The sequence below is a fragment of the Mucilaginibacter sp. UYNi724 genome, from assembly GCF_054057495.1.
In genome coordinates this window covers 1-24673 of record NZ_JBSRZI010000016.1, presented here as the reverse complement: position 1 = coordinate 24673, position 24673 = coordinate 1, and the positions used below count along the sequence as shown (strand labels likewise).

The following is a 24673-nucleotide window of genomic DNA, read 5'->3' as shown; positions in this document are numbered from 1 at the left end:
TTTGTGTCCCGGTTTTTTAAAATACAATCAAAATATATGAAAAAATCAAAATACTTATATCTGTTATTCAGTTTGTTTTTGTTTGCCTGCAAAAAAGAGCAGGTTTTTAATCAGGGTCAAGGACAAAAAGTAATAAGTCTTAGAGTTAAAAGCGCTAACATAAGCTCCGATACGCTACAGTTTGTTTTAAATGGTAAGGTAATAATTGAGAAAGGGGGCAGTTTTGATATGGCAAAAATCCTTTTGAGAGCTAACGATAAAGTGCAGATCCGTAAAAAGGCCGATGGTAAGGTAATCGGCGCCATTGATATAGCGGAAACCCCATTTAATCAAGAAAGAAGAATATTCTACGATGGTACAACTTTATTAGACAGTATAGTTATAACTCCCGTTACTAACACGCAAAACATGGGTTTAAGATTAAGTTTTAATACACCATTTGCGGATTTTTACGGAGGTGCTGTCGATGTTGAGATATTTCACAGAATATTAGATTTAAATACCTTTGAATTTACCTATATACCTGTAACGAAAACAAATAGTGTGACACGTTCATTCGGTGACTTTTTTGAGCTTCCTCCCTTACCCACCAGTGATGACTTCGTATCACATAATTACGTATTTAAAGTATATAAAGCGGGAACAGACGAACTACCTTATACCAAAATGGATAAAGTCCAATTGTCTGATCCTAATAATAATTACGGAGATATTGGCTTTACTGCCGGGGCAAGCCAACTGCTTATTGTATCACCATATATTTATGATGGTTTTGTCGTCGATGGTTACGCAGCGGACGATATAGCAGGTCTTTTTAAATAAAGGACACATGGATCGTGTTAACAAACCATAGGTCTAATATCATTTAAATGGCAGTGCTTAAGGCCTGCCTTATTCTAAACATAGATGCAAACAACAACTACAGCAATCTGGATTTTTTCTATTCTTGACACAATACTAGTTGCAATAACATGTCTGCTGAACAGGCGCTGGTACGGACATGTTCCCAAACCAGCCTTCCAGCATTTTTTTTGCAACATCAAATTTGATGAACCAGTTAATCATCCCGTACTCGGTAAGGGCGGATTACTGCCATTGGCTGTCGGCTGCATAAGTCTTATTATTCTAACACAACTTAGCCATGCCGCATCGATCTGAAAATACATGCTACAATCGACATCTGCTGGCGATGGGTTTGTTTACCATAGCATTTGGTATGTTGTTTTTTTCACTGTTCATTTGGTTATGTTTGGTATGGATTCGTTGAGGCGTTTGAACTTGTTTTGTTTGACAGCTATACTTTCACTGCTCAGTGGTTGCGCATTACAAAAGCAGCACAAACCTGCCGTATTGGACAGCCGGATAACCATGAAAGTCTATAGTGCGGAAATCCTGGAAAGTGTAATCAACAGATTGCAGGCAAGCTCCGGACAAAATTTTGAATATAATACACTGATGCTTTTGCCTTATAAGGCAAAAGCGGCGGAATATAGAGACGTTACGGTTAGAAGCATATTGGAGGAACAGCTTAAAGGTACGCCGATGGTATATGAATTTAGAAAAAAGAAGCTTGTGATCGGACTAAAGAACAATGACGCTGCTCCAAGATAAATGAATACGCCCGAATTGCAGTACCTACACTCAAGGAAAACGGATACCCAGAGCTTTCTCGTAAAATAGCTGTTCGGTTTCTCCCCTTGCAGCGGTTCATGTGCTACAGGTGTAAACGAAGTGATTACAGCATTATCAAAAACCAAATTATGGACATCGCATCTGTAATTAACATTATCAATAATTCCACATTCCTGGTAATGGTCATCAGGATTATCTAAACAGGGCGTCGCAAACAAAATCTAGAATAATCAAACTTTTAAAAAATTATAAAAACAAAGATTGCCTATGGAATAACAGTTACGAAACCATTGATAAATAGCTCATTGTTACGACGTATGAAAAGAGCAACAAAAGAAGACAAAAACCTGGTAATTGATATACTAACAAAATCTTTTATCGATAACCAAAGTGTAAATTATATTGTCCTTCAAGACGATAAACGAGAACAACGCATCCAAGCCCTAATGGACTATTCATTTGAGGTCTGCTACCGTTTTGGTGAAGTATGGCTGTGCGAAAACCGCAAGGCCTGTGCACTGACCCTGTATCCGCATTTAAAGCAAACATCCCTGGCATCTGTGGGGCTGGACATCAGGTTGATCTTTCAGGCCGTTGGATTAGGTGGCATCAGAAAGACAATAGCTCGGGAAGCCAGGATTAAGGCGAAGCAGCCAAAGGAAAATATGTGCTACCTTTGGTTCATCGGGGTTAATCCGCTTTCCCAGCACCAAGGAGCCGGCAGCCTGCTGTTACACAACATTATATTGGAGGCACGAAGTAAGGGGTTACCCGTTTATCTGGAAACTTCTACCGTTAGCAACCTGCCCTGGTATGCACAATTTGGTTTTGAGGAATATGATACCCTTAATCTGGGCTATAACCTCCACTTTCTCAAATGCGAACAAGCCAAATAAGTACAGCAATGATTTTGGGGACGGAGATGCATTGGGTGACCTTTATTTTTGTATTGCTGGAAATTATCATGCTGATCTGCCAGTTACTTATCTATTATCTGCGTCCGCAAGACGGGCACCGCAGGTGGTATTTGATCCTGTTGTTATTATTGATTATTTACAATATTACAGGTGGTTTGTTTCCCGATCCTGCATTTCATATTCCTGTTAATGCCCAGAACATCATTGCCTATGGCAGCGGTTTTATGGTCGCATCCTATTTCCCTTACTATTTTTATAAGGCTTTCGACCTTAAGCTGCTGCGTTTCCATGCCCTTTATGGAGTTCCCCTTTTCCTATTATTACCATACCTAATTTTTTTTGTTATTACTTACCTTTTTACCGCAGATCTGGATCTTTCTATCCGCTACGGTATGATTTCGCCTTTTTTTTACTCTCTGGTACTTTTGCGGGCAATATTTAGGGCAATCAGGATCGCTTACCGAGAAAACCGGAACCAGAATTACTATTTTGAGGAAATCATGGCTTACTGCGCGGTTGCGCCCTGGTCAGCAATGACTGTTATCGCCTACTTCGGTTTCAGCCAGCTAACCGAAGTGCTGTTTACTAACCTTGGTTTTTTATTTATCACCTGCATTTTTATTTTCCAAACAGTTCGCCGCGTTAGACGTGAAGGTGCACATTATGCTGGGCTGGAATTGATCATTATAGACACCTTGGCAATTGAGTTGAACTGCAAACGGTTCGGACTTTCTGCAAGGGAATCAGATGTGATTATGCTGATCTGCCAACAGCTTCGGTACCGGGAGATTGCAGAAAAACTTTTTATTTCCGAAAGGACGGTCAACAAACATGTCCAAAACATTTTTAACAAGGTAAACGTAACCACCCGCTCGAAACTTATCGAAAGAATGAACAACATTTAATTCCATCTAACCTCTTAAAGTATAGGAGGTCTAACGTTTGCTAATGCAAATTACGTACGCTATGCGTAGTAAAATACGCATTATTTGCTAACCGTTCTGAATAAAATCTCCTACATATTTGTCGTTTAAATTTTTAATTAAATTCTATGGAGGAACAACTACGCATCTCCTGCTTGGTTGAGGTAGCCGGATAACCGGCAAGACAGCAGGAATTACTTAAACTGTTTATTATGTTAAAAAAGATGAGTGAAAAGCTGTACGGACAGCTTACCGGTGAAATTGAAAAAATTGTTGCAACGGAAGCCGAACCGTTTAAGATCCTGTCCGCCGTGCTGAAATGTGTCAGAGAAGCACTAAAAAAATTAAAGGATCATGTGCTTAAAAACCCTTTTGAGGATGAAGCTGCCCAGATCCATTTCTTTAAGCATATCAAGCCCAAATTCTTTTCCCTGCGTATTTACTACCAGGAATGGTACGGGACCGTAACCGGCATCCCTGCTGGGGACAAAGATGTGCTGAAAGCCGCCTATAACGAGGAATTAAAGGTGATCCAGCGTTTCTTTAGGCTGATTGCTTTTTATTACCAGTACTACCGCCTGGGGGCAACTGAACTGGATAGCCTGTTATTTGTGCGTGGCGTAGAGGTGCAAAGCGTGCTGATCCCTGAAGTGCCGGAACTTGACCCCGAGTTTGCCACCAGCTGCGATTACCTGTTTTCCAAGATCAGGGCATTTGAACAGTTGCAGGAATTTGTATTGACCAGGATCAGGGAACTTGACCCGGCTTCGATCCCACCGGAGATTCCGGCAAAAAAACAGCCAGGCGAGAAACTGGTATGGACGGGCGATAAAGTGAACCTGGTAGAGATCATTTACGGCCTCTTCTTTACCGGTCAGTTCAACAATGGCAACGCCGATATCGCGCTGATCATCCGTTTTATGGAAGAACACTTTCATGTCGATCTTTCCCGCACCTACCGGGACTTTATGGACATCCGCAACCGCAAGACAACTGCCATTACACGGTTTCTGGAGCAGATGCAGGACGCTATTTTGGCCCATATTGATGAGGCCCTTTCATTGAAAAAGGTTAAAACTTGAGCTGATAATCAATTGTTTGCAGATAAATCGTTCGCAAGTTGCGAAGTGCTTGCGAAACGAAAATGGGCGGTCTCCAGACCTTTGCTTTTGTAATTCCTGCCGCAATGGAGCGGCAGGACAAAAGCAAAAGATTATGTTAGAACAATTCACCTGGCAACAATTTCTGGTTGCCGCATTCGTACTCTCGCTGGTCTGGTACCTGGCCATTTTCCTGCTGTATTATCGGGACAAGGCAAAAGTCATTTTTACGCCAAAGACCAAGGAAAAATCGCCGGAAAAGCTGCGCAAGGAATGGGCACACGAACTGGAAGATGAACCTGAACTGAAGGAAGCTGAAAACGGTGGCCTGATGGGAAGACCCGTTGAACCGGAAGGAATGGAAACAGTAGCGATGGACGGTATCCGCTTCGCTGAAAAACCGCACAACAAAGAGCAACAGCTTGGGCTGGTGCCCGATGTGCTGGAAGAACTGAAAGGCGTTTTCCGTGATCTGGAAAATAAGGATGGCGGTAAATCTGACTTCTTTCCGCTAATTCACCGGATCAAGGAAAAGTACCCGAAGATAGCTGCAAGCGACAACCTGGAGGATATCAACCGCAATATCCGCGACAATGCGCCCTTCCTGCTTACCGATGAGGAACTGGAAGACCTCTGGGACTAAGCATGCTTTCCTTTCAAATCAATTCAATCCGTCATTTTAAACAGCAATTCCCATGAAAAATCAATTCAATAGTCCAAAAAAGCAAATCTTCGCCAGATTCCTGCTACTATCTTTCACCCTTTGCGCGTACAACATGCTGACCAGCCTGTCTCTTTTCGCGCAAGACGGTAATGCGGGTATAACTGAAGCCACCAACAAGGTAAAAGGATATTTTGACACCGGAACCGACCTGATGTATGCCATCGGTGCAGTAGTCGGCATCATAGGTGCCATCAAGGTATTTAACAAGTGGAATGCGGGAGAGCCGGACACCAACAAGGTAGCTGCTGCCTGGTTCGGCTCCTGTATCTTCTTGGTGGTCGTGGCCACCGTACTCAAATCATTCTTCGGTATATAATCCACCCTTACCTGCCGCTGGCAGGTATTTAAACAAAAGAAATCATGAGTTCAGTATATCAGATCAACAAAGGCATCAATAAGCCCATAGAATTTAAGGGATTGCGGGCACAGTACATCGCCTACCTCGCTGTAGGGTTGGTATTGTTGCTGATCAGTTTTGCCATCCTGTATATCTGCGGCCTAAGCCTGTTCATTATCCTGCCGGTGATCTTCGGCTTGGGTGGCGGCCTGTTCTTTACCGTGTTCCGGCTCAGCCACAAATACGGGGAACATGGCCTGATGAAGTACTTTGCCAAAAGGCAGCTGCCACACTACCTCAAGTTCAGTTCAAGAAAAATATTCATTCACTTAAACAAAAAGTCCTCCCTACCGGGAAGGATTTAGGAGGGGCTCATGACCGCAATCGAAAAAATTATGCCGATCAGCACGGTGGAACATAATGCCATCGTATCGGCACAGGGCGACATCACCATCGCCTACGAGGCAAGCCTCCCGGAGATCTTTACGCTTTCCGACAGGGATTACGAGGCGTATCACCAGACACTGATCAAAGCCATCAAATTGTTGCCTGTTAACAGCATCTTTCATAAACAGGACTGGTTCACCGAAACCAGGTACCAGGCCAACTTTGAAACTGACGACAACAGTTTTTTATCACGATCAAGTGAACGCTTTTTTAATGAGCGCCCTTACCTGGACCACCGCTGCTATATCTTCCTGACTAAGAAGCCAAAGGATAGAAAACTCTCTAGTTCGGTCTATTCCAACATCCTGCGCAAGTCCATTGTGCCACAACATACCGTTAACAAGGTTTTGTTTAACGACTTTCTTGACAGTGCTGGGCAGTTCGAGCGGGTGCTGAAGGACAGCGGCTTTATCACGCTGCGCAGGCTGAGCGATGAAGAGCTTGCCGGTACAGGCAACCGCCCTGGCATCATCGAAAAGTATTGCTTCCTGCAAAAGGAAGGCGAGAAAACGATCCGTGATGTGCATGTTAAAGACGAGCTGCGTATCGGCGAAGCGCACTGCAAGTTGTTTACCTTATCCGATGCGGAAGACCTGCCCGCTTTATGCGGCAGCCGGATCAATTACGACAAGTACAGTACCGACCGTACGAAGTTCAGTATCGGCTTTGCCAGTCCATTAGGCCAGTTATTGCCCTGCAATCACATGTACAACCAGTACATCTTTATCGAAGATGCGCCCAAAACGCTCAAACGGTTGGAAGCGAAAAAGCTTCGCCTGCAATCATTGTCGGCTTACTCCCGTGAAAACGCCATCTCCCGCGATGCGACTAACGATTTTCTGAACGAGGCTATCGGGCAGCAGCGCCTGCCGGTCAAAGCGCATTTCAATGTATTGGCCTGGTCAGAGGACGAAGCCGAGATCAAAGACCTGAAGAATAAGGTGAGTTCCGCATTGGCGCAAATGGATGCCACGCCCAAAGAGGAAACCGACGGTGCGCCGCAGATCTGGTGGTCAGGGCTGCCGGGAAACCAGGCCGACTTCCCGATGAATGACACTTTCGATACCTTTTTGGAGCAGGCTACTTGTTTCTTAAACCTGGAAACGAATTACCGTTCTTCGATCAGTCCCTTTGGTATCCGCTTCGGGGACAGGCTTAGTGGCAGGCCGGTACACACGGACATATCGGACGAGCCGATCAAGTTGGGTTATACCACCAATCGCAACAAGTTCATTATCGGCCCCAGCGGTTCGGGTAAATCATTTTTCACCAACCACATGGTGCGCAGCTATTATGAGCAGGGTACGCATGTGGTACTCGTAGATGTGGGTCATAGCTATAAAGGCTTATGTGACCTGGTTGGTGGTTACTACTTCACTTATTCGGAAAAAGACCCGATCAAGTTCAATCCTTTCTATCTGACCGATGGTGATGTGCTGGATACCGAGAAAAAGGAAAGTATCAAGACCTTGCTACTGGCCCTTTGGAAAAAGGACGATGAACCCTTTAAACGTTCGGAATACGTGGCATTGTCCAATGCGCTAACCTTGTACTACCAGCATCTGGATACACACCCCGATATCTTCCCCTGCTTCAATTCTTTCTACGATTACCTGATGCAGGAATACATGCAGGTGCTGGAAGACGGCAAGGTTAAAGAAAAGGATTTTGATATTGGTAACTTTTTGTACGTGCTGAACCCTTACTACAAGGGAGGCGAATATGATTACCTGTTAAATGCTACCGAAAACCTTAACCTGTTAAACGAGCGATTTATTGTCTTCGAGCTGGATGCGGTGAAAGACCACCCGATCCTTTTCCCGGTGGTAACAATCATCATTATGGAGGTGTTTATCAGTAAGATGCGCAAGATTAAAGGTATCCGTAAGATGATACTTTTAGAAGAAGCCTGGAAAGCTATCGCCAAAGAAGGCATGGCCGAATACCTGAAGTACCTCTTTAAAACGGTCCGGAAGTTCTTTGGCGAAGCCATTGTCGTAACTCAGGAAATTGAAGATATTATTTCTTCTCCCATTGTAAAGCAGGCCATCATCAATAATTCGGACTGCAAGATCCTGCTCGATCAAAGTAAGTACCAGAATAAGTTCGATGCGATACAGGAACTATTGGGCCTTACTGATAAGGAAAAAGCGCAGGTACTCTCCATGAACAAAGCCAATGATCCAAAACGCAAGTACAAAGAGGTATTCATTTCCCTGGGCGGACAGTACAGCAAGGTTTACCGGACAGAAGTTAGTTTGGAGGAATATCTCGCCTACACGACTGAGGAAAGCGAGAAGATGAAAGTGCAGCAATATGCCGAAAAGTATGGAAGCATTCAAAAAGGCATTGCGGTATTGGCACAGGAACTCCGTAACCAGAATTCTTAACCCTAAAATCTATAAACATGAAAACACTATTTTATCTATGTGCAATTGCGGTACTGTTAGTTACCGCCTGCACCACCTACAAAACAAGAGAATTTATTCCCGGCACCTATGTCAATAGCGCCGGAGGCGAATACAGCGTAGCGAAAGATACGCTGGTCATTGAACATGCGCAAAGCAACAATTTCTCTATTCAGCGCAAGACCGGCTTTAACGTCATTACCGATGGTAAAAAAGGAAAGCGGCAACACGAAACCGAGCAATGGAGCGCCATCTATGATGAGGGCACCAAGACCCTGACCGAAACCCGCAAGGGTACGCTCATCACTTTATATCCTGAAACAGGCACGCTGAAAGTCGGCAAGCGGGAATACAAAAAGATCAATTAATCAATTATGAACACATTATTAAAATTAATAAGTCTCCCCTTCCTGGGGAGATTTAGAGAGGGCTTTATGAAAAAATACATGGTCGCCCTGCCTTTAAGCGCTATGACGCTGTTTGTCGCTTTGCCCTCCCAGGCAAATGCACAGATCGCCATCGTGGAAGTCATTAAGGCGGGCGTAAAAAAAGTCATCAAGGCGGTTGACCTGAAGGTACAGCGCCTACAGAACTTAACCATCTGGCTGCAGAATGCGCAGAAGGTGTTGGAAAACCAGTTGTCAAAACTGAAACTGACCGAGATCGCTGACTGGACGGAAAAGCAAAAGGAATTGTATAGCCAGTATTACAATGAGCTTTGGCAGATCAAGTCGGCTATAGCCTACTATAAACGGATCAAAGACCTGACCGAAAAGCAGGTGGCCATTGTGGACGAGTATAAATGGGCCTGGGGCCTGTTCGGCAAGGACAAACACTTTACGCCGGAGGAACTCACCTATATGGAAACGGTGTATTCCGGCATATTGGATGCCAGTATCAAGAACCTTGACCAGATCCTTTTAGTCGTGAACAGCTTTAAAACCCAGATGAGCGATGCCAAACGGCTGGAGATCATTAATGCCGCCGCTGACCAGATGGACATTAATTACAGCGACCTTAAAAAGTTCAATTCGCAAAACATCGCTTTAAGCATCCAGCGGGCTAAGTCCCTGGATGAAGTGGCCAACTTAAAAGAAATATATGGAATCGATCAGTAAGGTAAAAGCGGAAAGGCGAAAGGTAAAAGGCTTGTTAAGCATACTTGGTATTTTCGTTCTGCTTTGCGCCTTTAGCTTTCAGCCTGCCCGGGCGCAGACCTTTGCCGAATGGTTCAGCCAGAAGAAAAAGCAAAAAGAATACCTGCTAAAGCAGATCGCGGGCTTGCAAGTCTATATCGGATTTGCTAAAAAGGGCTACGACATTGCAACAAGCGGTATCCACACCGTTCGAGATATTAAGAACGGTGAGTTCGGTTTGCACAGTGCTTTTTTCAGCTCGCTAAAAGCAGTCAGCCCGTTTATCCGCAACAATAGCAAAGTCGCCGAGATCATCGAGATGCAGATTTCGATCAGCAAAAGTTTTGGTGGCATAAAGAGCAATGAGCTGCTGTCAGATGGTGACTGGCGCTACATCGCTACGGTCAGGGAAAAGGTAATGGATGAATGCCTGACCGATCTGGAGGAACTGCTACTGGCCATCACTTCAGGCAAGGTGGAAATGACCGATGATGAGCGCATCGAACGGCTGGATCAGGTCTATGCCGGAATGAAGGACAAATCCGCTTTTACCCAAAGCTTTACCGGCGAGGTCAGCTTATTCATCGGCCAAAAAGAGAGCGAAGAAAGATCCATTAATCAAAAGAGGAGGTTTTATGAAATCAATTAGAATGCTGCTGCCAATGCTTTTAATATTAGCAACTGCAAGTTTTTCGAGAGCTCAATCCACCGAGATACAGCAACTACTTTTGAACGTCGAAAAGCTGAGCCAGTTCAAGAACATACTTTCCGACATGGAGAAAGGATATCAAATCCTGAATACGGGCTACAGTGCGGTAAAGAACATCTCCCAGGGCAATTTCAGCTTGCATGAAGTATTTATAGACGGCCTGATGCTGGTTAGCCCCGAGGTCAGGAAATACCACAAGGTGGCAGACATTATTATCTATCAAAAGGATATTGTTTCGGAGTACAAAACCGCCTTCAACCGTTTCAAATCATCCGGCACTTTCAATGAACAGGAGATCAGCTATCTCAGCAAGGTTTATGGGCAGCTGTTCGATCAGAGTTCAAACAACCTGGACGCCCTGATGAACGTGATCACCTCGTCCAAGCTTCGGATGAGCGATGATGAACGCTTGCAGGCCATTGACCGGATCTTTGCCGATACCCAAGACAAGCTTTCCTTTTTGCGGGATTTTAACAAACAGGCAAGTCTATTGAACCTGCAAAGGCAAAAGGAAAAGAACGATATACAAACACTTCAAAAAATCTATCAACCATGAAACTAAAACATAAAATCAAAAAATCCTCCCCGGGAGGGAGGGTTTTGGTGGGGCTCAAAAGCTCCCCCTTCAGGGGGCTGGGGGGCGTACTGCTTTTGCTCTTACTACCCGGCTTATCCCACGCCCAAGGCATCGCCCACGAGATCGGCAGTATGCAGGGCGAACTGGACAAGGTGTACGACCAGATGCTGCCGCTCTGCTCCAGGCTGATCGGCGTTGCCCGTGGCATAGCCGGGTTTGGCGCACTGTGGTATATCGCCTCACGGGTATGGCGGCAGATCGCCGCTGCCGAGCCCATCGACTTCTATCCGTTACTACGCCCTTTTGCATTGGGGCTTGCGATAATTGCCTTTCCGGCAGTCATCGCCCTGATGAACGGAGTATTACAGCCTACAGTTTCAGCGACCGGTGCTATGGTAGCAGATAGTAACAAAGCCATCGCAGCATTGCTCAAACAAAAGGAAGAAGCCGTGAAGAAATCCAAGCAATGGCAGATGTATGTTGGTGAGGACGGTAGCGGAGACCGCGAAAAATGGTACAAGTACACCCATCCAAAAGATCCCGGCGGCGAAGAGGAAGGCTTTTTTGATGGTATCGGCAACGACATGAAATTCTGGGCGGAAAAACAAAGCTACAACTTTCGTAATAGCATTAAGCAATGGCTTAGCCAGGTGCTGGAAGTGCTATATGCCTCGGCAGCCTTGTGTATCAATACCATCCGCACTTTCTTTCTGATCGTCCTTGCCATTCTTGGCCCATTGGTATTCGGCTTCGCCGTGTTCGATGGTTTTCAGCATACGCTCACGGTCTGGCTGGCCCGATATGTCAACATTTTCCTGTGGCTGCCCATCGCCAATATCTTCGGCAGTATCCTTGGGAAAATTCAGGAGAACATGCTCAAACTCGACCTGTCGCAGATCGGCCAGCAGGGCGATACCTTCTTTAGTTCGACCGATACGGCGTATCTCATATTCCTGGTGATCGGCATCGTCGGTTATTTCTCGGTGCCGAACGTAGCAAACTATGTAGTACATGCCGGAGGCGGCAATACCATTCTGCAAAGGGTCAATACCATTGTGAGTAACACCAGCTCTACTGCAAGCGGTGCGGCGATAGCTGGTGGCGGTATGGCGGCAGACGCTTTGGGCGATGCCTACCGGAATATCAAACAGGGTTTCTCCGGTTCGGGCAACAGCGATTACTTTCCTGACAAATCCGGCGGTTCACAGCACCAAAGGGATAAACTATCCGGTAACTAACATTCACCATTAATCCCCCAATTATATGTTCAGTCAATTTAAAAACATAGACACCGCCTTTAAGCATATCAAAACGTTCAGCATCTTCCTGATCCTGGCCAATGTGCTGACCATAGGCTTTTGCATCTACAAAAGCTACGATATGGTGAACCAGGCGCAGAACCGCGTACATATCCTGTACAACGGAAAAGTGCTGGAAGCCATTGCCTCGGATCGGAAGAGCAACCTGCCGGTAGAGCTGCGCGACCACATCAAAACCTTTCACCAGCTGTTCTTTAACCTCGCGCCGGATGATAAGGCCATACAGGCGAACATTTCCAAAGCGCTTTACCTCGCCGATGAATCCGCTAAAAAGCAGTATGACAATCTGAAGGAAAGCGGTTATTACAACAACCTAATTTCCGCCAATATCTCCCAGGACATCGAGGTAGATAGTATAAAGTTGGATGTGGAAGCCAGTCCCTATACCTTCATCTGCTATGCTACCCAGAAACTGGTACGTTCCAGCAGTACGGTCAAACGCAAACTAGTATCACAGGGAACGATCCGGGACATTAAAACCCAGACCGACAACAACCCGCACGGTTTTTTGATCCAGGGCTGGGAGATACTCGAAAACCGCGACGAAGACCCTAAAGCGATCAAACCATGAAACTATTCCGAAAAAAACTACTGGCGGTTAACGCAAAACAAGAGGAACTGGCCGCAGGCATTGCCCGAAAGATCATCGGCTTACAGACAAAGGCAGCAGATTACCTCAACGGCAAGGCAGCTCACCTGTCAGCAAAGTCAAGGCTGTTTTTACTGATCCTTTTCTGCGTGTTGTTTGCGGCGATCAACCTCTACCTGCTTATTCACTCGATTTAATCATCATTAAAAAATAATCAAATGAAAACACAAGAAGAAAGAACCAAAAAGATGCTGCTGGTATTACCGCTATTGGTACTGCCTTTCCTGTCGCTTGGCTTCTATGCCCTGGGCGGTGGCAAAGGTAAAAGTGCTGCACAGCTAACAGCAAAACCCGGCATCAACACCAGTCTGCCCGATGCAGCCTTTAAAAAGGAAGACCCGCAAAGTAAACTAAGCCTTTATGAACTGGCCGGGCGTGAGCAATCAGGAAAAGCGGATAGTCTGCCCGCTTCGTTTACAAAACAGGGCTTTGGTTCGGCAAGTGTGCCTGATCCCAATGAGCAGCACATCAATGAAAAGCTGGCGCAGATCAACACTGAAGTTAACCGGCCTGTTCCACCTGTCGATTATGGCACCAGGTATTCGCAGCCAGCAAATAACAGCAATATGACTGGCGATGTTGATCGCCTGGAAAAGCTGATGCGCACCATGCAGGAGGACAAGGCGGAAGACCCGGAAATGAAGCAGCTCAGTGAGATGATGGATAAAATTATAGCCATACAAAATCCGGAAAGCGTGGCTGTAAAACAGGTGAAGCCAGCTAATACCGAAGGCGATACCAAGTTCAAGGCAATACCAGCACAGATCGTTGATAAGCAGAAAGCCGTACAGGGCGCTACCATCAAGCTTCGCTTGCAGGATACGGTTACCCTGTATGGTTACCTGATCCCCAAAGGGCACGAGATCTTTGGCACCTGCCGGATTACCAACCAGCGTTTGCTGCTTGACATCAAGAATATCCGCCTGGGCACTTCCATCATTCCGGTTGACCTGTCGGTCTATTCGCTCGACGGAATGCCGGGACTGTATGCGCCGGAAGCTGAATTGGCAGGTGCCGCAGGTAGCGGCGCGGATGATGCGGTGCGCAGCATTGGCATGTATGGCATGGATCAGACCATCGCCACACAGGTAGCAGGTGCCGGCATTGATGCCGCCAAATCCCTGTTCAGCAAGAAGATCAAAAAGATCAAGGTCAAACTGGAATCAGGCCAGCCGGTATTGCTGCGCAATAACCAGCAGAAAATCAGGTAAAAGCAAAGTATATGGCACAGTTAAACGATCCGGCCAAAGCAGGCGAACTGCGTGAACATTTGCAAGAGCAGTCGAACAAAGGATATGAATGGGTAGTGTATGACACCGATAACCCGATCAATACAAGATATGATCTGACCTGCTTTTTAGATGAGCACGAAGCTATAAATCATGCAAGAGAATACCAGCAGATTTTCAATTGGCATGAGGCGGTACCGATCAGCAGCCTGATCTACGATCTGAAGCAACTGGAAAAAAGCCAATTACAGCCACTGTCGGATTTGGCTATAAACAATCTGGATTTATCATTAAAAACAAATAAAGCGATGAACTTAAACAATTTGGACAACCTGAAAGAAGAGCTCAAAGAGCTCGGCTTTCCCAAAAAACTTGCGGAAGACATGGAAAAGAACATGCAGAAGAATGTTCCCGAGTTCAAGCTCCGCCACCAATTGCCTGCCGATAAGGGGCAGGTAGATTTGCAGCTGCACTTCAAGCAGTCCGGCCAGTCCGATTATTACTACTTCAATAAATACTCGGTAACCCTGAACAATGCCAAACCGTTGGAAGCCGACCAAAAGTATTTGGTTATTTCTCCCGGCGAACAGAACAAGCCGGTATTCCGTAAGTTCGACAGCCCGCATGAAGCGATCATTTATTTTAAGGAACAAAAAGGCAACAGCGAACTGGCCGTAGGCAAAGACATTGGCCATAAGACCACTTTGGCAACCATGGAAAAGGATAAGGTGAACTTTGTTGCCAAGGATTTCCAGAAAACCTTTTACAGTCCTGCGGTCACGCAGAACGTGTATGTGGAAAAAGGCCAGGGTTTTTCTGCTGAACAGTCGGCCAACCTGATACAGGGGCGTTCGGTTTATCGTGATGATCTATTGAATTTGGGCGGTCAGCCTTACAAAGCGTGGATCAAGCTGGATTTTGACCAGGCCAAAGACCGCTTTGATAATTTCAAGACCAAGCAGTTCCACGACCCTTCCTATGGTTTCGATCTTAAAGCGGTACTGGACAAATACAACATCAAGGAACTGGCAGACCCTAAGCAGCGCGAAAAACTGGAGGAATCGTTGAAGAACGGTAACCGCCCTTTGATCACGACCGTCAAAGAAGGACAGGAAGTGAAGCTGCGCATCGAAGCGGTTCCCCGTTATGGCCAAGTGAATATGTTCCAGGAGAACGGCAAGCCGGAGAAAAGGGAACAGTTCCAGATGGCTGTTAAAAATGATCCACTGTTAGAGAAAGGCAAAAATACCCAAAAAGACCTTTCACAAAGCCGCGGGGTAAGAGTGTAAACAAAAGACATAAATACTAAACAAGAATTCATTAATTTTTTAACTTAAAAAAGTATATCATGGAAAATTTCCAGAAATTAAAAGAGCTGATCTTATCAGCGGAAAGTGATGCTACAGCATTTTTTGAAAAAAGTAACAAGGCAGCCGGTACGCGCTTACGCAATGCGTTGCAACAGACCAAAGCTTTGGCACAGGAACTTAGAAATGAGGTCACCGATGTAAAGAACAAGGCCAAATAGCCACATTCAGCCAATTTTATTTCCCAAGTAAAGCCCGGTCTTTTTCGACCGGGCTTTACTATTTGCTATACAGTTCCCTAACAGAATACTGTGGGTGGTTTTTAGAATAAATCGTTTTAAACGCATTTGGACATTATTCGCCCTTTGCTTTTAATCAATGACCCGCTGCTTTTTCTTTGCTATAGTAAGCTTCCAGTTCCTTCAGTCGCTCCAACTGGCCGGGCCTGGGATTAATGAAAGGCCGGACTTTCCGGATCAGTACCAAAGCATCTTCCAAGGTCAGTCCGGTTTTTAACAAATATGCAATCGTCATGGTTGGCCCCCTTCCCAATCCCTGGCGGCAATGGATATAAACCTTGCCATTTTTTTTGATCTCGGTATCGGCAAAGTCAGCACCCTGAACTAAAACATCCAGCGGCGGTGGGGTATTATCGGGGGTAGGCAGGTGCAGGTAACGGAAACCTTGGTACTGGGCTTCGGTATATACCGAATGTATCCGCATATTGATAATGGCGGTAATACCCAGCGCTTTCATTTTCCGTAACCCCACCCGGTTATATTGGCTACCTAAAAACAGATCCGCCGTGATCTGGCAGCGTTTAAGCCGTGGCATTCCGAAAATAACCCGGTAGATATTGTCATAATTATATTGAAGGAAAAGTCCTGTTAACTTTAGCGAGCTTTTAATTTTAGTTAGCACCATTGTTTATTTTATTTTGGCGGGCACCAGCATCCGGATAGAACCGGGGACGATCTCCAGCTTAAGTTTTTCAGCAAAATGTTCAGTGTCATCACAAATATAGGATTGTTTTGCAGGCATAGTGATTACCACCTTTTTGCCCTTCCAATGCTGCAAGGCATCCGTTTCCTGGTGCAGCAGGGCACTTCCTGCCACCTTAAGAACAGAGGCCAAACTGTTTTCCTTCATAAGAATAACGTCTAATAGTCCGTCGGTGATGCTAATACCCGGCTGTAGCGCAAAATCACCGATCCCCATGTTCCCCGAATTGGTTACGGTCAAGGATACGCCGGCAGTTGCTATCTTTTTGCCGTCGATCTTAAGCCCATAGTTAATACTTTTCGCCTCTGCCAGCGTTTTGACCGCCGTTACGCCATAAGCCAATTGACCGATGCTGTTCTTTAAATTGCGGTCGGCACCAGTCACCATATCGGCCATGATACCCATATTGACCCGCAAAAGGAAAGGTCTTCCGTTCGCCAGTCCCATATCCACTGCGATGATGCGATGTTTTCCTTTTCCCAATAGGGCTAACGCCTCAACGGTATCTATGGGTATACCGAACTCTTTGGCCATAACATTTGACGTACCGCCAGGGATAATCGCTATCGGCAGGTTGGTGCCATGCAGCGCCGAAGCTACCGCAGTTACGCAGCCATCCCCGCCGTAAACCGCTACAAGATCTGTTTTACCGACCAGTTTCCTGGCGAGTTCATCGGCATTGACATTTTTTTTGGTAACAGAGATATCCCAGTTAACCTGGGCCATAGTCATTGCCTTATTAATATAGGACAAGATAGGTTCTTCTTTGCCGCAGACCGGATTGATAATAAAATGTATATGTTTAAATTTCACCGTTCGCTTTTTTATATTAATTAAGGTAACAGGTATTCAGCCTGGTAGTTTAATCAAGTGGTTAAGTTCATCAAATGGTTATAATTAATTAACCCTTCATTTAGGTAAATCTACGCTATACCGGTATTTAAAATTGGAAACAGTTAAAACTGAATAACAATGTATATAGTTGGCGTTTATAAAGCTTGACCGCCCCAGGGATATTAATTAATCATTTTGGCATTGTCTTGTTGTTTCAAATCATGCAAACATTGTTATGCCATTATTAAATCACGACTTAAATTTAAGAAGCCGATACCGGTACTGTACCTTTGAGATGAAGTAGAGCTGATACTTTAAAGCAGAGCGCTGAATTAGGGCAGCATCAGAAGGTTCGAGCCCTTCCTCTGCATCTACATTACCCCAATCGTTATGGAAATAAACTATCTGATTGTAGTCCCGGTCGTCCTTGTAGCCATCCTATTGATCTTCTGGCTAATCAAAAGAAATGTGAAGGATGAAAAGAAATTTGAGCAAGAATCCAACCAGTCTGATCTGAAGCCAGAAAAGCATGATGAAGACCAGGTTTAATTTATTTGATCCAAGTAGATTTTGAACATGGAAGTAACACCTGTAAAAAATTCACATCCTGTTTCCGAACAGTCCTGCCCCTGCGGACGTGGAAACAGGTCTGATATGGAAAGAATACCGCGCACGTCTTTTATGAAAACAGTCCTGTTCTGGCTTCCGCTCAAACGGTACCGCTGCCATAGGTGCTTGCGGAACAAGCTGCTAATAGACAAGTAATTCATGTTTTCATGTCCCAATGCCTTCGCTATAAAAGTTTCTAAAAAAAACAATAAGCAGAAAAGCTATATGGACGAGTTGAGAGGTTTAAGCCTGTACATTCTCATTGGCTGCTTTACCGGCTCTGATCATCGTAAAGATTGCCCAAATACCCGGAATCATCGGTAGTATAGCTGTGTACATCCCTGAAAAATAATAGCTTCCCGTTACCTCCGTCCAATAATTGTGCATGCCATATATAAAGGTTCCCTTTACATTTTGGGACAAGGTTTGCGTAACTTCAGGCAAAATACTCGGTTTAATCAAGGGGAAAATGAAGTGTGTGAACTCTGCCACGCCCGGCCCGATGAAAATAAACCAGGCGATAAACCCAGCGATCGGAACACGGTAATAAAGACCAAGCGCGGTCAGGGTATAAAGCACAGGGCCGATGAAAGCGAAGATCAGCAGAAATGTCTTTTCAGTCCAGGTGATGTCAAATAGCCTGCTCATGGATGGGCCGAAACCGGTAAGATACTCTTCGCACATATGAATTTCCAAAGCCGCTACGGTCAATAGAAATAAGGGCAGAATGATCTTAGGGTCTATCGGGTGCTTTAAGTAGGTTCTGTACCACATGATAAAGCCAATAATTCCTGAACCTCCAACGATGATAACAGGTGGCAAGCCGATATTCCGGTAGCCCTGGATACAGGCGATCATAATAAACAGCAGCGCAACGGCCATGCTGATGTTTTGGGTTCTCTTAGATGTTTCCATAGTCAGTATTTAATGGGTAATTCCATATGTTAAGTTATAATCTGCTCAGTATCTCTTTGATAATGTGCATTTTCCTTGATTGTAGCAGATCTTTATACTGCTGGTCTGTTTTATAGAGCATCAATTTAAATATAGGGGCCGCTATGAACGGGTATATGCACAACGCTACCATATCCACGAACAAAATCTCCGGATCGACCTTTCCTTTGGTTTGTTTTTCAACCTGCTCCCTGAAATTATTAAAATTGACCATATCCTTTCCGGCAAACAGTTCAGTGATCCTCTGGGGATGATGGGTAAGCTCGTTCAAGACAAACACAGGTATGCCGGGATCTTTGGTTAAAGCATCAACGGAATGGTTCACATATTCGGTGATCTTGTCTTCCAGTTTGATATCGCTATTTAAAACTTCAGCAATCTTTCCGGCAAAAGCCTGGAAAGCTTGCGCAAACACCCTGTCAAATAATTGCTCCTTTGTTTTAAAATAATAGTGAAGCATCGCTTTATTGATACCCGCCTTGTCGGCGATTTCCTGCATCCTTGCACCTGCAAGCCCCTTTTGGTAAAAGATCAAACTTGCCTGCTTTAATATATTTTCTTCAGTTGTCATAAAATTTAGTTAATCAACTAACCAGTTGGTTAACAAATATTATTAGGTTTTGTTTTAATTATGGATTTTTAAGTAGGCCAACGGCTATTCATACTGGTATTATAATTCGGCAGTGTAGCCGCTTCTTCGTACCTGCATTCAGCCGCTTCCTGCAAATGGCATTAGTAGCTCTGTTCCTCCGCTATCTAGGCTGCTGTCATTTATAAACTTTTAATAACACAAGTAAACATGTTCTGGAAATAACCCTACAATTATTTATCTCATCAGTTCCAGCCACCTCATTTCGTTCCTCCATTCAGCAGCTTCACCGCATAGGGCATAAGTGGCTCCGTTCCTCTGCCACCCATGCTGCCTGCCACTTTATATGCTTTGATAAGTGTCTGTTACCCCAGGTCAATAATTCCACCCATCTTTTTGGTAGCAAAGCTCTCAACAATCCCTTTGACGTCAAGACCGGTGCCCTACGGGTTTTCAGAAAAAAATCTTCCCTGCTCGCTACGCTCACGAGGTTTTTTTTTCTGAAAAGTCTTGCCTTACAAAGGGATTGGTTTAGGTGAGGGTGCTTATCAAAAAGACAGGAGGCCCCTGCCGACTGACCTATTAAAAAAAGAGATAGCACCATGAACACAAAAACAGCAAACGGCAGAAGCCCACCCACCGCAGGGAGTAAAAGCAATGCAAGAACAGGAACAAACGCCCACAGGGCAGAATCAAATTATTATCAGTAAAAATTTAAAATCAAAATCATGAAAACTACAGTAATCGAATCCGGAAAAACAGCTAATAAAGTAAACAGTTCAGCGGTAAACGCTAAGGTAGAAAACAATGGTGCGCCTAAAACCAACGGTTTGCCGTTAAGCAAAGAGTTTGACGACAAGCCGAAGGGCGAAGCCGAAGCTAAGAAAGCGGGAACACCTGCACCGACCGAACAGGCAAAGCCCGAAGCACCCAATGCGGAAGCCGAACAGCCAAAGGCAGATCCAACCACAAAAGAGGTTAAAGTTGAAGCACCACAAAAAATAGTGCTGAATTTAGAAAGCACCCTAAAACTGGTGGAAGAACTACACCGCAGAAAAATACAGCGTGACAGGTTGTTAGATACCATTGATACATTGGAAGCCTTTGAAGTGGCGCAGATCGATGATGCCGACGAAACCGATGCAAACCATTTTCAGGGTTGCGTTTTGACCATTGAGGACGATAACCGCAGGAAGTTCACCACTAAGAACCCTGTAATTATCCAAGCCGTAGCACAGTTTGTAAACAGCATGTGCGTAAACCGTTTGGCAGAGATCGAAGCGGGTATTATTATCCCTGCATAATTGTTAAATGCCCCTGCTTTGTGGCAGGGGTATTTATTCCTTTTATCTAATCAGCAACAACATGGAAGCAGCATTTATAGACCACCTAGACCAAATCTATTGGCAGGGTTACGGGGAGGATTTCAAAGCTGACAACCCCCAAGCCTTTTACAGGCAGTTGGCAGAGTTCAAAAATCAACATCATTTAGCATGAAATACGAAACCCTTTTTATTATGGTTCGTGTGGCAGTCCACGCCGACCATATCAGTATTGCAGAGATCGTAAACGAGGTAGAAACCCAATCAAAGCTAAGTTTAACCGATACCGCAAATATCAACATACTGGAAACAGAGATTTTACTATCAAGAGTACGTAACATTAAAAATATCAATCATGGCACACAACCTAAATTATAACGAGCAGACAGGGAAGCACAGCTTTTTTTCTGTCAAAGAAAGAGCCTGGCACGGCCTGGGTACAATTATAGAAGATTACCCGACCAGCGCAGAGGCGATCAAATACGCACAGTTGGATTATACCGTAGAGAAACGCCCTTTGTTTACCTACGATACCGAAAACCACACCGCAGACCCCGAAGCGGATATTATTATCCCTGAAATAGCAGTGCCCGACTTTTTCGCTACCGTGCGTACTGATACCGAGCAGGTTTTGGGCGTGGTAGGCAATGACTATGAAGTGATACAGAATGTAAACGCCTTTGATTTCTTTGATAATATCGTAGGTGGTAAGGATGGCATTTTATACGAGACGGCAGGGGCATTAGGCGAGAACGGCGCACGTATTTTTATCACCGCCAAACTGCCCGATTATATCAGGGTTGGAAAAGACGACCTTATTGAGAATTATCTCTTTTTGACCACTTCGCACGATGGTTATAGCAGTATAACGGCAGCATTTACGCCAATTCGCATTTGCTGCAACAACACTCTAAATGCCGCTTTGAAAGGTGCGGTTAATAGTATTAAGATACGCCATACCGCCAGTGCGCACGATAAACTGAAACAGGCGCACCAGCTTTTAGGTATTACTAATTTACTAGCTAATGAACTGGAGGAAGTGTTTAACCACTGGTCTAAAATCCGTATTACAGATAGTGCCGTTAAACGTTTGGTACAGGTGGCAATGGCACCGAGTAAGGAAGTGTTGCAGAACCTGCAAAATGGAAAGCATGAAGAATTGTCCAGCAATTTTAATAATATGGTCAGTTCGGTAATGGACTATCATTTTACCAGTTCTACGCAGCAGGAAGCCACCACAAAAGGCACTTTGTATGGTTGCTATAATGCAGTAACTGGTTATTTCCAAAATGTGCGTAATTACAGGGATGAAGAAAGCAAGCTAAATTCCATCCTATTCGGGACGGGCTTACAGCGTTCCCAAACCGCTTTTAATCTATGCGAGGAATTTGCTATACATGGTAACTTGACGTTAAACTGATGGTTTAGAATAACCACAGGGCTGAATTACAGACCTGTGGTTATTGCTTTGCTGCCTGAAAATTCCGGGCGGCGCCTTGCGGCGCAAAAGCGTCATGCTTTAAGTGCCTGATAAGTGATTTAATTTCATGACGTAGTAAGCCAGCAGTTAATACACTAGTGGGTTAGTGCTAACTTTCAGAATTTATAACCTCATTTATAAAGAAATTTAACCTGTTATGAATATGGGAGCAGGTTTTATTTGTTCATGTGCAAAACCGGGTCATTCTTTTGGGCTTCCGGGTCAATAACCACATTCTCTCCGGCTGTCATTAGCCATTTACCCTTTAGTTTTACATATACCAATAAGGCTATATCGTCACTACCTGGTATCTTGTGACCATCGGGGGTGGTGAACTCGCTTACATAACTTTTAAAGTGCACTAAAGCCGTTGTCGGGTTAATGATTCGTACAAAAACTCCTTTATTGGTCATGGTAGTGTGCTTAAACATGTTAGTGTGATAAAATTGAGTAGAGTATTCAACTTCTTTTAGATTTTTCCACCACATGCCTACAATGTTCACCCAACTGCAATCTGCTGTGCAGTAGGTTTGCATATCACTATGGTCGTGCGTGTTCCAGCTGTTAACCATCGCGTCAACTTGCTTTTCAATGGCTTTAACATCTGCATTTTTTGTTTGGGCCTGTACAGATAAAACTGATAAAATAATTGCTAAAAATGTTAATTTGCTTTTCATGATATAAATGTTTTTTGTAAAACTAATTGATCACCATGAGCAGAAATAGTAAAAACACGACATCTTATATACGCATGTGTTCTTGCAATAGCGCTGGCGCACTATTGATCTGTTTGGCGAGCGCACCGGGAAGTGCGCCCGTAAATTCCTTAAAATCCCTGATCAAATGCATTTGATCGAAATATCCGCAAGTATAGGCTATGTTAGACCAGTTTAACCGGGGGTAGCGCTCTTTTAACCGGTAGGCTTTGGAAAAACGAACTAGCCTCGAAAAAACTTTTGGTGAATAGCCCATGATCTCCTTGGTCCGCCGTTCATACTGCCGCAAACTAAGGCATGCTAATGAAGCTGAACTTTCTATGGATATATTACCTTGTAATTGGGCTTTCAAAGCATGTTCCCATGGCATAAGCAAAGAGTAATTAAATTTGTACATAAAAAAGCGTTCCACCACATTTTTCATATCAAAAGCTGTTTGTGCCTCCTGTAACTGTTCATTTACCTCCGCTATTTCGCGGCCTAATAATAGTGTGGCATCGAAGGGTTCATCATATAACTCATGCATTGGCATTTTAAGTAACCTGTGCATACCACCAGGCATAAATGCCACGGAAACAATAATGTGATGCAGGCCCATCGCAATATTAACCTGGCTAACTTGCGGGCCTACGATGATACTGGCCGGGTGTTTTTGAATGCCGTTTTTATCATTACGAACAACAACTGCATCCCTTGGATAGAAATGGATGGCGTGCTGAGGGGTTGGCGGAAATGGACTGAACTCAAGGGTAACTTTATCAAGCTTCGCTTCAACAACCATAATATGACTGATATGGTTTCTGAGCGCAGGATGAGGAACGTAAAACGATGGTACCATGTTCATTTGTTCAAGGTACGACACTAAATCTATAAAGTCTAACCAAAAAATTATAGCTCTAAATCAGCGATCAGACTTTCAAAAAGCTGAATATCCCAGGAATACCTATTATGCTCCCGATTTGAAGCCGTCAAGCAGGTCCAGTATCTCATGCTGGCTGATCGAGGCGGGATCGTTGAACTGCCTCTGTAAAATATCGTCGGGTATGGCGATAGAACCGCCCGTGGTTCTCACCAGGATGCCGTTATCCGTTTGTTTATTGAGAAGATATTCACCGACGGCAGGGTTCAATTCCTGTACCCTGATGAGCAATTCGTAGATTACGTATACTGCAATTTGCATCCGGTAAAATTACGATAACTTTAACGTAACAATAAATTATCATTATGTTAACACAAATCGACGGCTTAACCTACAAAAAGCACGGTGAAACGATAACGCTTGTCGGTAGTTTGTCAGGAGAGGGGAACGTAACATAACATGAATCCACTATTGAGTTAAAGTGCTTATACCTCTCCAATTGCCCGTAAACAGGTGAATGGAGAGGTATTTTTTCGCGCGGCCCCTTGCGGGCAAAAGTGCTTGCTTCGCATTGAAAACATATAAGTCTCTATAATTAACTAAGTCCAAAAGAAATTTATAATTTTCTGAATCGAATTTTACCTGTTTCTTTAAGGTCAAATTCATTTATTGATTGATCTATAAAATCTAATCTAACATGAGGAATCAATGTACCAGAATTTCCGTCGTAAGAAAGATAGATTAGTTTATCTTGCTGTCCAGTCCATCCTGTAACAATATCTACAAATACGCCGATAGCTTGATATTCCGGGGATGTTGACCACCTGATTCCGTGGCAAATTGACCAGGCAATTAGCTGGCGAACGATAGCAGCGAGAGCTGTAAAAGCGTTTT

30 protein-coding genes are annotated in these 24673 nt (G+C 44.4%); 22 read left to right on the top strand and 8 right to left on the bottom strand.

Annotated elements, in window-relative coordinates; all coding sequences use genetic code 11:
* Positions 1 to 36: 36 nt before the first annotated feature.
* The 19 genes from ACVW0P_RS19020 (at position 37) to ACVW0P_RS18930 (ending at position 15635) form a co-directional block, all read left to right on the top strand.
* Positions 37 to 822, top strand: coding sequence for a hypothetical protein (locus ACVW0P_RS19020; RefSeq protein WP_457133468.1), 786 nt, complete (start codon positions 37 to 39; stop codon positions 820 to 822).
* A gap of 342 nt (positions 823 to 1164) precedes the next feature.
* Positions 1165 to 1611, top strand: coding sequence for a hypothetical protein (locus tag ACVW0P_RS19015; RefSeq protein ID WP_457133467.1), 447 nt, complete (start codon positions 1165 to 1167; stop codon positions 1609 to 1611).
* A gap of 338 nt (positions 1612 to 1949) precedes the next feature.
* Positions 1950 to 2528, top strand: coding sequence for a GNAT family N-acetyltransferase (locus ACVW0P_RS19010; protein ID WP_457133466.1), 579 nt, complete (start codon positions 1950 to 1952; stop codon positions 2526 to 2528).
* Entirely contained in the window at positions 2510 to 3454 is a 945-nt protein-coding gene (locus ACVW0P_RS19005) for a response regulator transcription factor (RefSeq protein WP_457133465.1), read from the top strand. Before ACVW0P_RS19010 ends, ACVW0P_RS19005 begins: the two co-directional genes overlap by 19 nt.
* Positions 3455 to 3696: 242 nt before the next feature.
* On the top strand, positions 3697 to 4554 hold the full coding sequence (locus tag ACVW0P_RS19000; protein ID WP_457133464.1) for an RteC domain-containing protein: 858 nt from the start codon (positions 3697 to 3699) through the stop codon (positions 4552 to 4554).
* Positions 4555 to 4687: 133 nt separating this feature from the next.
* A complete protein-coding gene (locus ACVW0P_RS18995) occupies positions 4688 to 5215 on the top strand; it encodes a hypothetical protein (protein ID WP_457133463.1) in 528 nt (175 codons plus the stop codon).
* Between the two features lie 52 nt (positions 5216 to 5267).
* Entirely contained in the window at positions 5268 to 5612 is a 345-nt protein-coding gene (locus ACVW0P_RS18990; RefSeq protein ID WP_457133462.1) for a DUF4134 domain-containing protein, read from the top strand.
* A gap of 44 nt (positions 5613 to 5656) precedes the next feature.
* On the top strand, positions 5657 to 5998 hold the full coding sequence (locus tag ACVW0P_RS18985) for a DUF4133 domain-containing protein (RefSeq protein ID WP_457133461.1): 342 nt from the start codon (positions 5657 to 5659) through the stop codon (positions 5996 to 5998).
* A gap of 9 nt (positions 5999 to 6007) precedes the next feature.
* On the top strand, positions 6008 to 8470 hold the full coding sequence (locus tag ACVW0P_RS18980) for a TraG family conjugative transposon ATPase (protein WP_457133460.1): 2463 nt from the start codon (positions 6008 to 6010) through the stop codon (positions 8468 to 8470).
* A 17-nt stretch (positions 8471 to 8487) separates the two neighbouring features.
* Complete coding sequence (locus tag ACVW0P_RS18975; protein ID WP_457133459.1) at positions 8488 to 8856, top strand: hypothetical protein; 369 nt, start codon at positions 8488 to 8490, stop codon at positions 8854 to 8856.
* Positions 8857 to 8922: 66 nt separating this feature from the next.
* Positions 8923 to 9606: a conjugal transfer protein TraI gene (locus tag ACVW0P_RS18970; RefSeq protein ID WP_457133458.1), complete on the top strand. Its 684-nt coding sequence runs from the start codon at positions 8923 to 8925 to the stop codon at positions 9604 to 9606.
* Positions 9590 to 10273, top strand: a complete 684-nt coding sequence (locus tag ACVW0P_RS18965; RefSeq protein ID WP_457133457.1) for a hypothetical protein — start codon at positions 9590 to 9592, stop codon at positions 10271 to 10273. The genes ACVW0P_RS18970 and ACVW0P_RS18965 overlap by 17 nt, the downstream gene beginning before the upstream one ends.
* Positions 10260 to 10889, top strand: coding sequence for a TerB family tellurite resistance protein (locus ACVW0P_RS18960; protein ID WP_457133456.1), 630 nt, complete (start codon positions 10260 to 10262; stop codon positions 10887 to 10889). The genes ACVW0P_RS18965 and ACVW0P_RS18960 overlap by 14 nt, the downstream gene beginning before the upstream one ends.
* A complete protein-coding gene (gene traJ, locus ACVW0P_RS18955; RefSeq protein ID WP_457133455.1) occupies positions 10886 to 12148 on the top strand; it encodes a conjugative transposon protein TraJ in 1263 nt (420 codons plus the stop codon). The genes ACVW0P_RS18960 and traJ overlap by 4 nt, the downstream gene beginning before the upstream one ends.
* Before the next feature lie 25 nt (positions 12149 to 12173).
* Positions 12174 to 12800: a conjugative transposon protein TraK gene (gene traK, locus ACVW0P_RS18950; protein WP_457133454.1), complete on the top strand. Its 627-nt coding sequence runs from the start codon at positions 12174 to 12176 to the stop codon at positions 12798 to 12800.
* Entirely contained in the window at positions 12797 to 13015 is a 219-nt protein-coding gene (locus ACVW0P_RS18945) for a hypothetical protein (RefSeq protein ID WP_457133453.1), read from the top strand. The genes traK and ACVW0P_RS18945 overlap by 4 nt, the downstream gene beginning before the upstream one ends.
* 21 nt (positions 13016 to 13036) lie before the next feature.
* Complete coding sequence (gene traM / locus ACVW0P_RS18940; RefSeq protein WP_457133452.1) at positions 13037 to 14089, top strand: conjugative transposon protein TraM; 1053 nt, start codon at positions 13037 to 13039, stop codon at positions 14087 to 14089.
* 11 nt (positions 14090 to 14100) lie between these two features.
* On the top strand, positions 14101 to 15396 hold the full coding sequence (locus tag ACVW0P_RS18935; RefSeq protein ID WP_457133451.1) for a hypothetical protein: 1296 nt from the start codon (positions 14101 to 14103) through the stop codon (positions 15394 to 15396).
* A 59-nt stretch (positions 15397 to 15455) separates the two neighbouring features.
* Positions 15456 to 15635, top strand: coding sequence for a histone H1 (locus ACVW0P_RS18930; protein ID WP_457133450.1), 180 nt, complete (start codon positions 15456 to 15458; stop codon positions 15633 to 15635).
* A 154-nt stretch (positions 15636 to 15789) separates the two neighbouring features.
* Here ACVW0P_RS18930 and ACVW0P_RS18925 read toward each other — a convergent pair whose 3' ends face one another.
* The 4 genes from ACVW0P_RS18925 to ACVW0P_RS18910 all read right to left on the bottom strand — a co-directional run bounded on the left by ACVW0P_RS18925 (position 15790) and on the right by ACVW0P_RS18910 (position 19384).
* Positions 15790 to 16338, bottom strand: a complete 549-nt coding sequence (locus ACVW0P_RS18925; RefSeq protein WP_457133449.1) for a protein-tyrosine phosphatase family protein — start codon at positions 16336 to 16338, stop codon at positions 15790 to 15792.
* Positions 16339 to 16341: 3 nt separating this feature from the next.
* On the bottom strand, positions 16342 to 17229 hold the full coding sequence (locus ACVW0P_RS18920) for a diacylglycerol/lipid kinase family protein (RefSeq protein ID WP_457133448.1): 888 nt from the start codon (positions 17227 to 17229) through the stop codon (positions 16342 to 16344).
* An 873-nt stretch (positions 17230 to 18102) separates the two neighbouring features.
* Entirely contained in the window at positions 18103 to 18774 is a 672-nt protein-coding gene (locus tag ACVW0P_RS18915) for a hypothetical protein (RefSeq protein WP_457133447.1), read from the bottom strand.
* A 34-nt stretch (positions 18775 to 18808) separates the two neighbouring features.
* Positions 18809 to 19384: a TetR/AcrR family transcriptional regulator gene (locus ACVW0P_RS18910; RefSeq protein ID WP_457133446.1), complete on the bottom strand. Its 576-nt coding sequence runs from the start codon at positions 19382 to 19384 to the stop codon at positions 18809 to 18811.
* 746 nt (positions 19385 to 20130) lie between these two features.
* Here ACVW0P_RS18910 and ACVW0P_RS18905 point away from each other — a divergent pair.
* The 3 genes from ACVW0P_RS18905 (at position 20131) to ACVW0P_RS18895 (ending at position 22144) form a co-directional block, all read left to right on the top strand.
* Positions 20131 to 20706 carry a hypothetical protein gene (locus ACVW0P_RS18905; protein WP_457133445.1) on the top strand — a complete coding sequence of 192 codons (576 nt, stop codon included), beginning with the start codon at positions 20131 to 20133 and terminating at the stop codon, positions 20704 to 20706.
* A gap of 189 nt (positions 20707 to 20895) precedes the next feature.
* On the top strand, positions 20896 to 21102 hold the full coding sequence (locus tag ACVW0P_RS18900) for a hypothetical protein (protein ID WP_457133444.1): 207 nt from the start codon (positions 20896 to 20898) through the stop codon (positions 21100 to 21102).
* Positions 21080 to 22144 carry a DUF932 domain-containing protein gene (locus tag ACVW0P_RS18895; protein WP_457133443.1) on the top strand — a complete coding sequence of 355 codons (1065 nt, stop codon included), beginning with the start codon at positions 21080 to 21082 and terminating at the stop codon, positions 22142 to 22144. The genes ACVW0P_RS18900 and ACVW0P_RS18895 overlap by 23 nt, the downstream gene beginning before the upstream one ends.
* A gap of 236 nt (positions 22145 to 22380) precedes the next feature.
* On the opposite strand, the gene ACVW0P_RS18890 is transcribed toward ACVW0P_RS18895, so the two are convergent.
* The 4 genes from ACVW0P_RS18890 to ACVW0P_RS18875 form a co-directional block, all read right to left on the bottom strand.
* The gene (locus tag ACVW0P_RS18890; RefSeq protein WP_457133442.1) at positions 22381 to 22881 is read right to left on the bottom strand and encodes an SgcJ/EcaC family oxidoreductase; all 501 of its coding nucleotides are present in this window, start codon (positions 22879 to 22881) and stop codon (positions 22381 to 22383) included.
* A 64-nt stretch (positions 22882 to 22945) separates the two neighbouring features.
* The gene (locus ACVW0P_RS18885; protein ID WP_457133441.1) at positions 22946 to 23758 is read right to left on the bottom strand and encodes a helix-turn-helix domain-containing protein; all 813 of its coding nucleotides are present in this window, start codon (positions 23756 to 23758) and stop codon (positions 22946 to 22948) included.
* A gap of 108 nt (positions 23759 to 23866) precedes the next feature.
* On the bottom strand, positions 23867 to 24100 hold the full coding sequence (locus ACVW0P_RS18880) for a hypothetical protein (protein ID WP_457133440.1): 234 nt from the start codon (positions 24098 to 24100) through the stop codon (positions 23867 to 23869).
* Between the two features lie 295 nt (positions 24101 to 24395).
* Positions 24396 to 24673: hypothetical protein (locus ACVW0P_RS18875; protein WP_457133439.1), on the bottom strand; the 278-nt coding region annotated here is incomplete at its 5' end.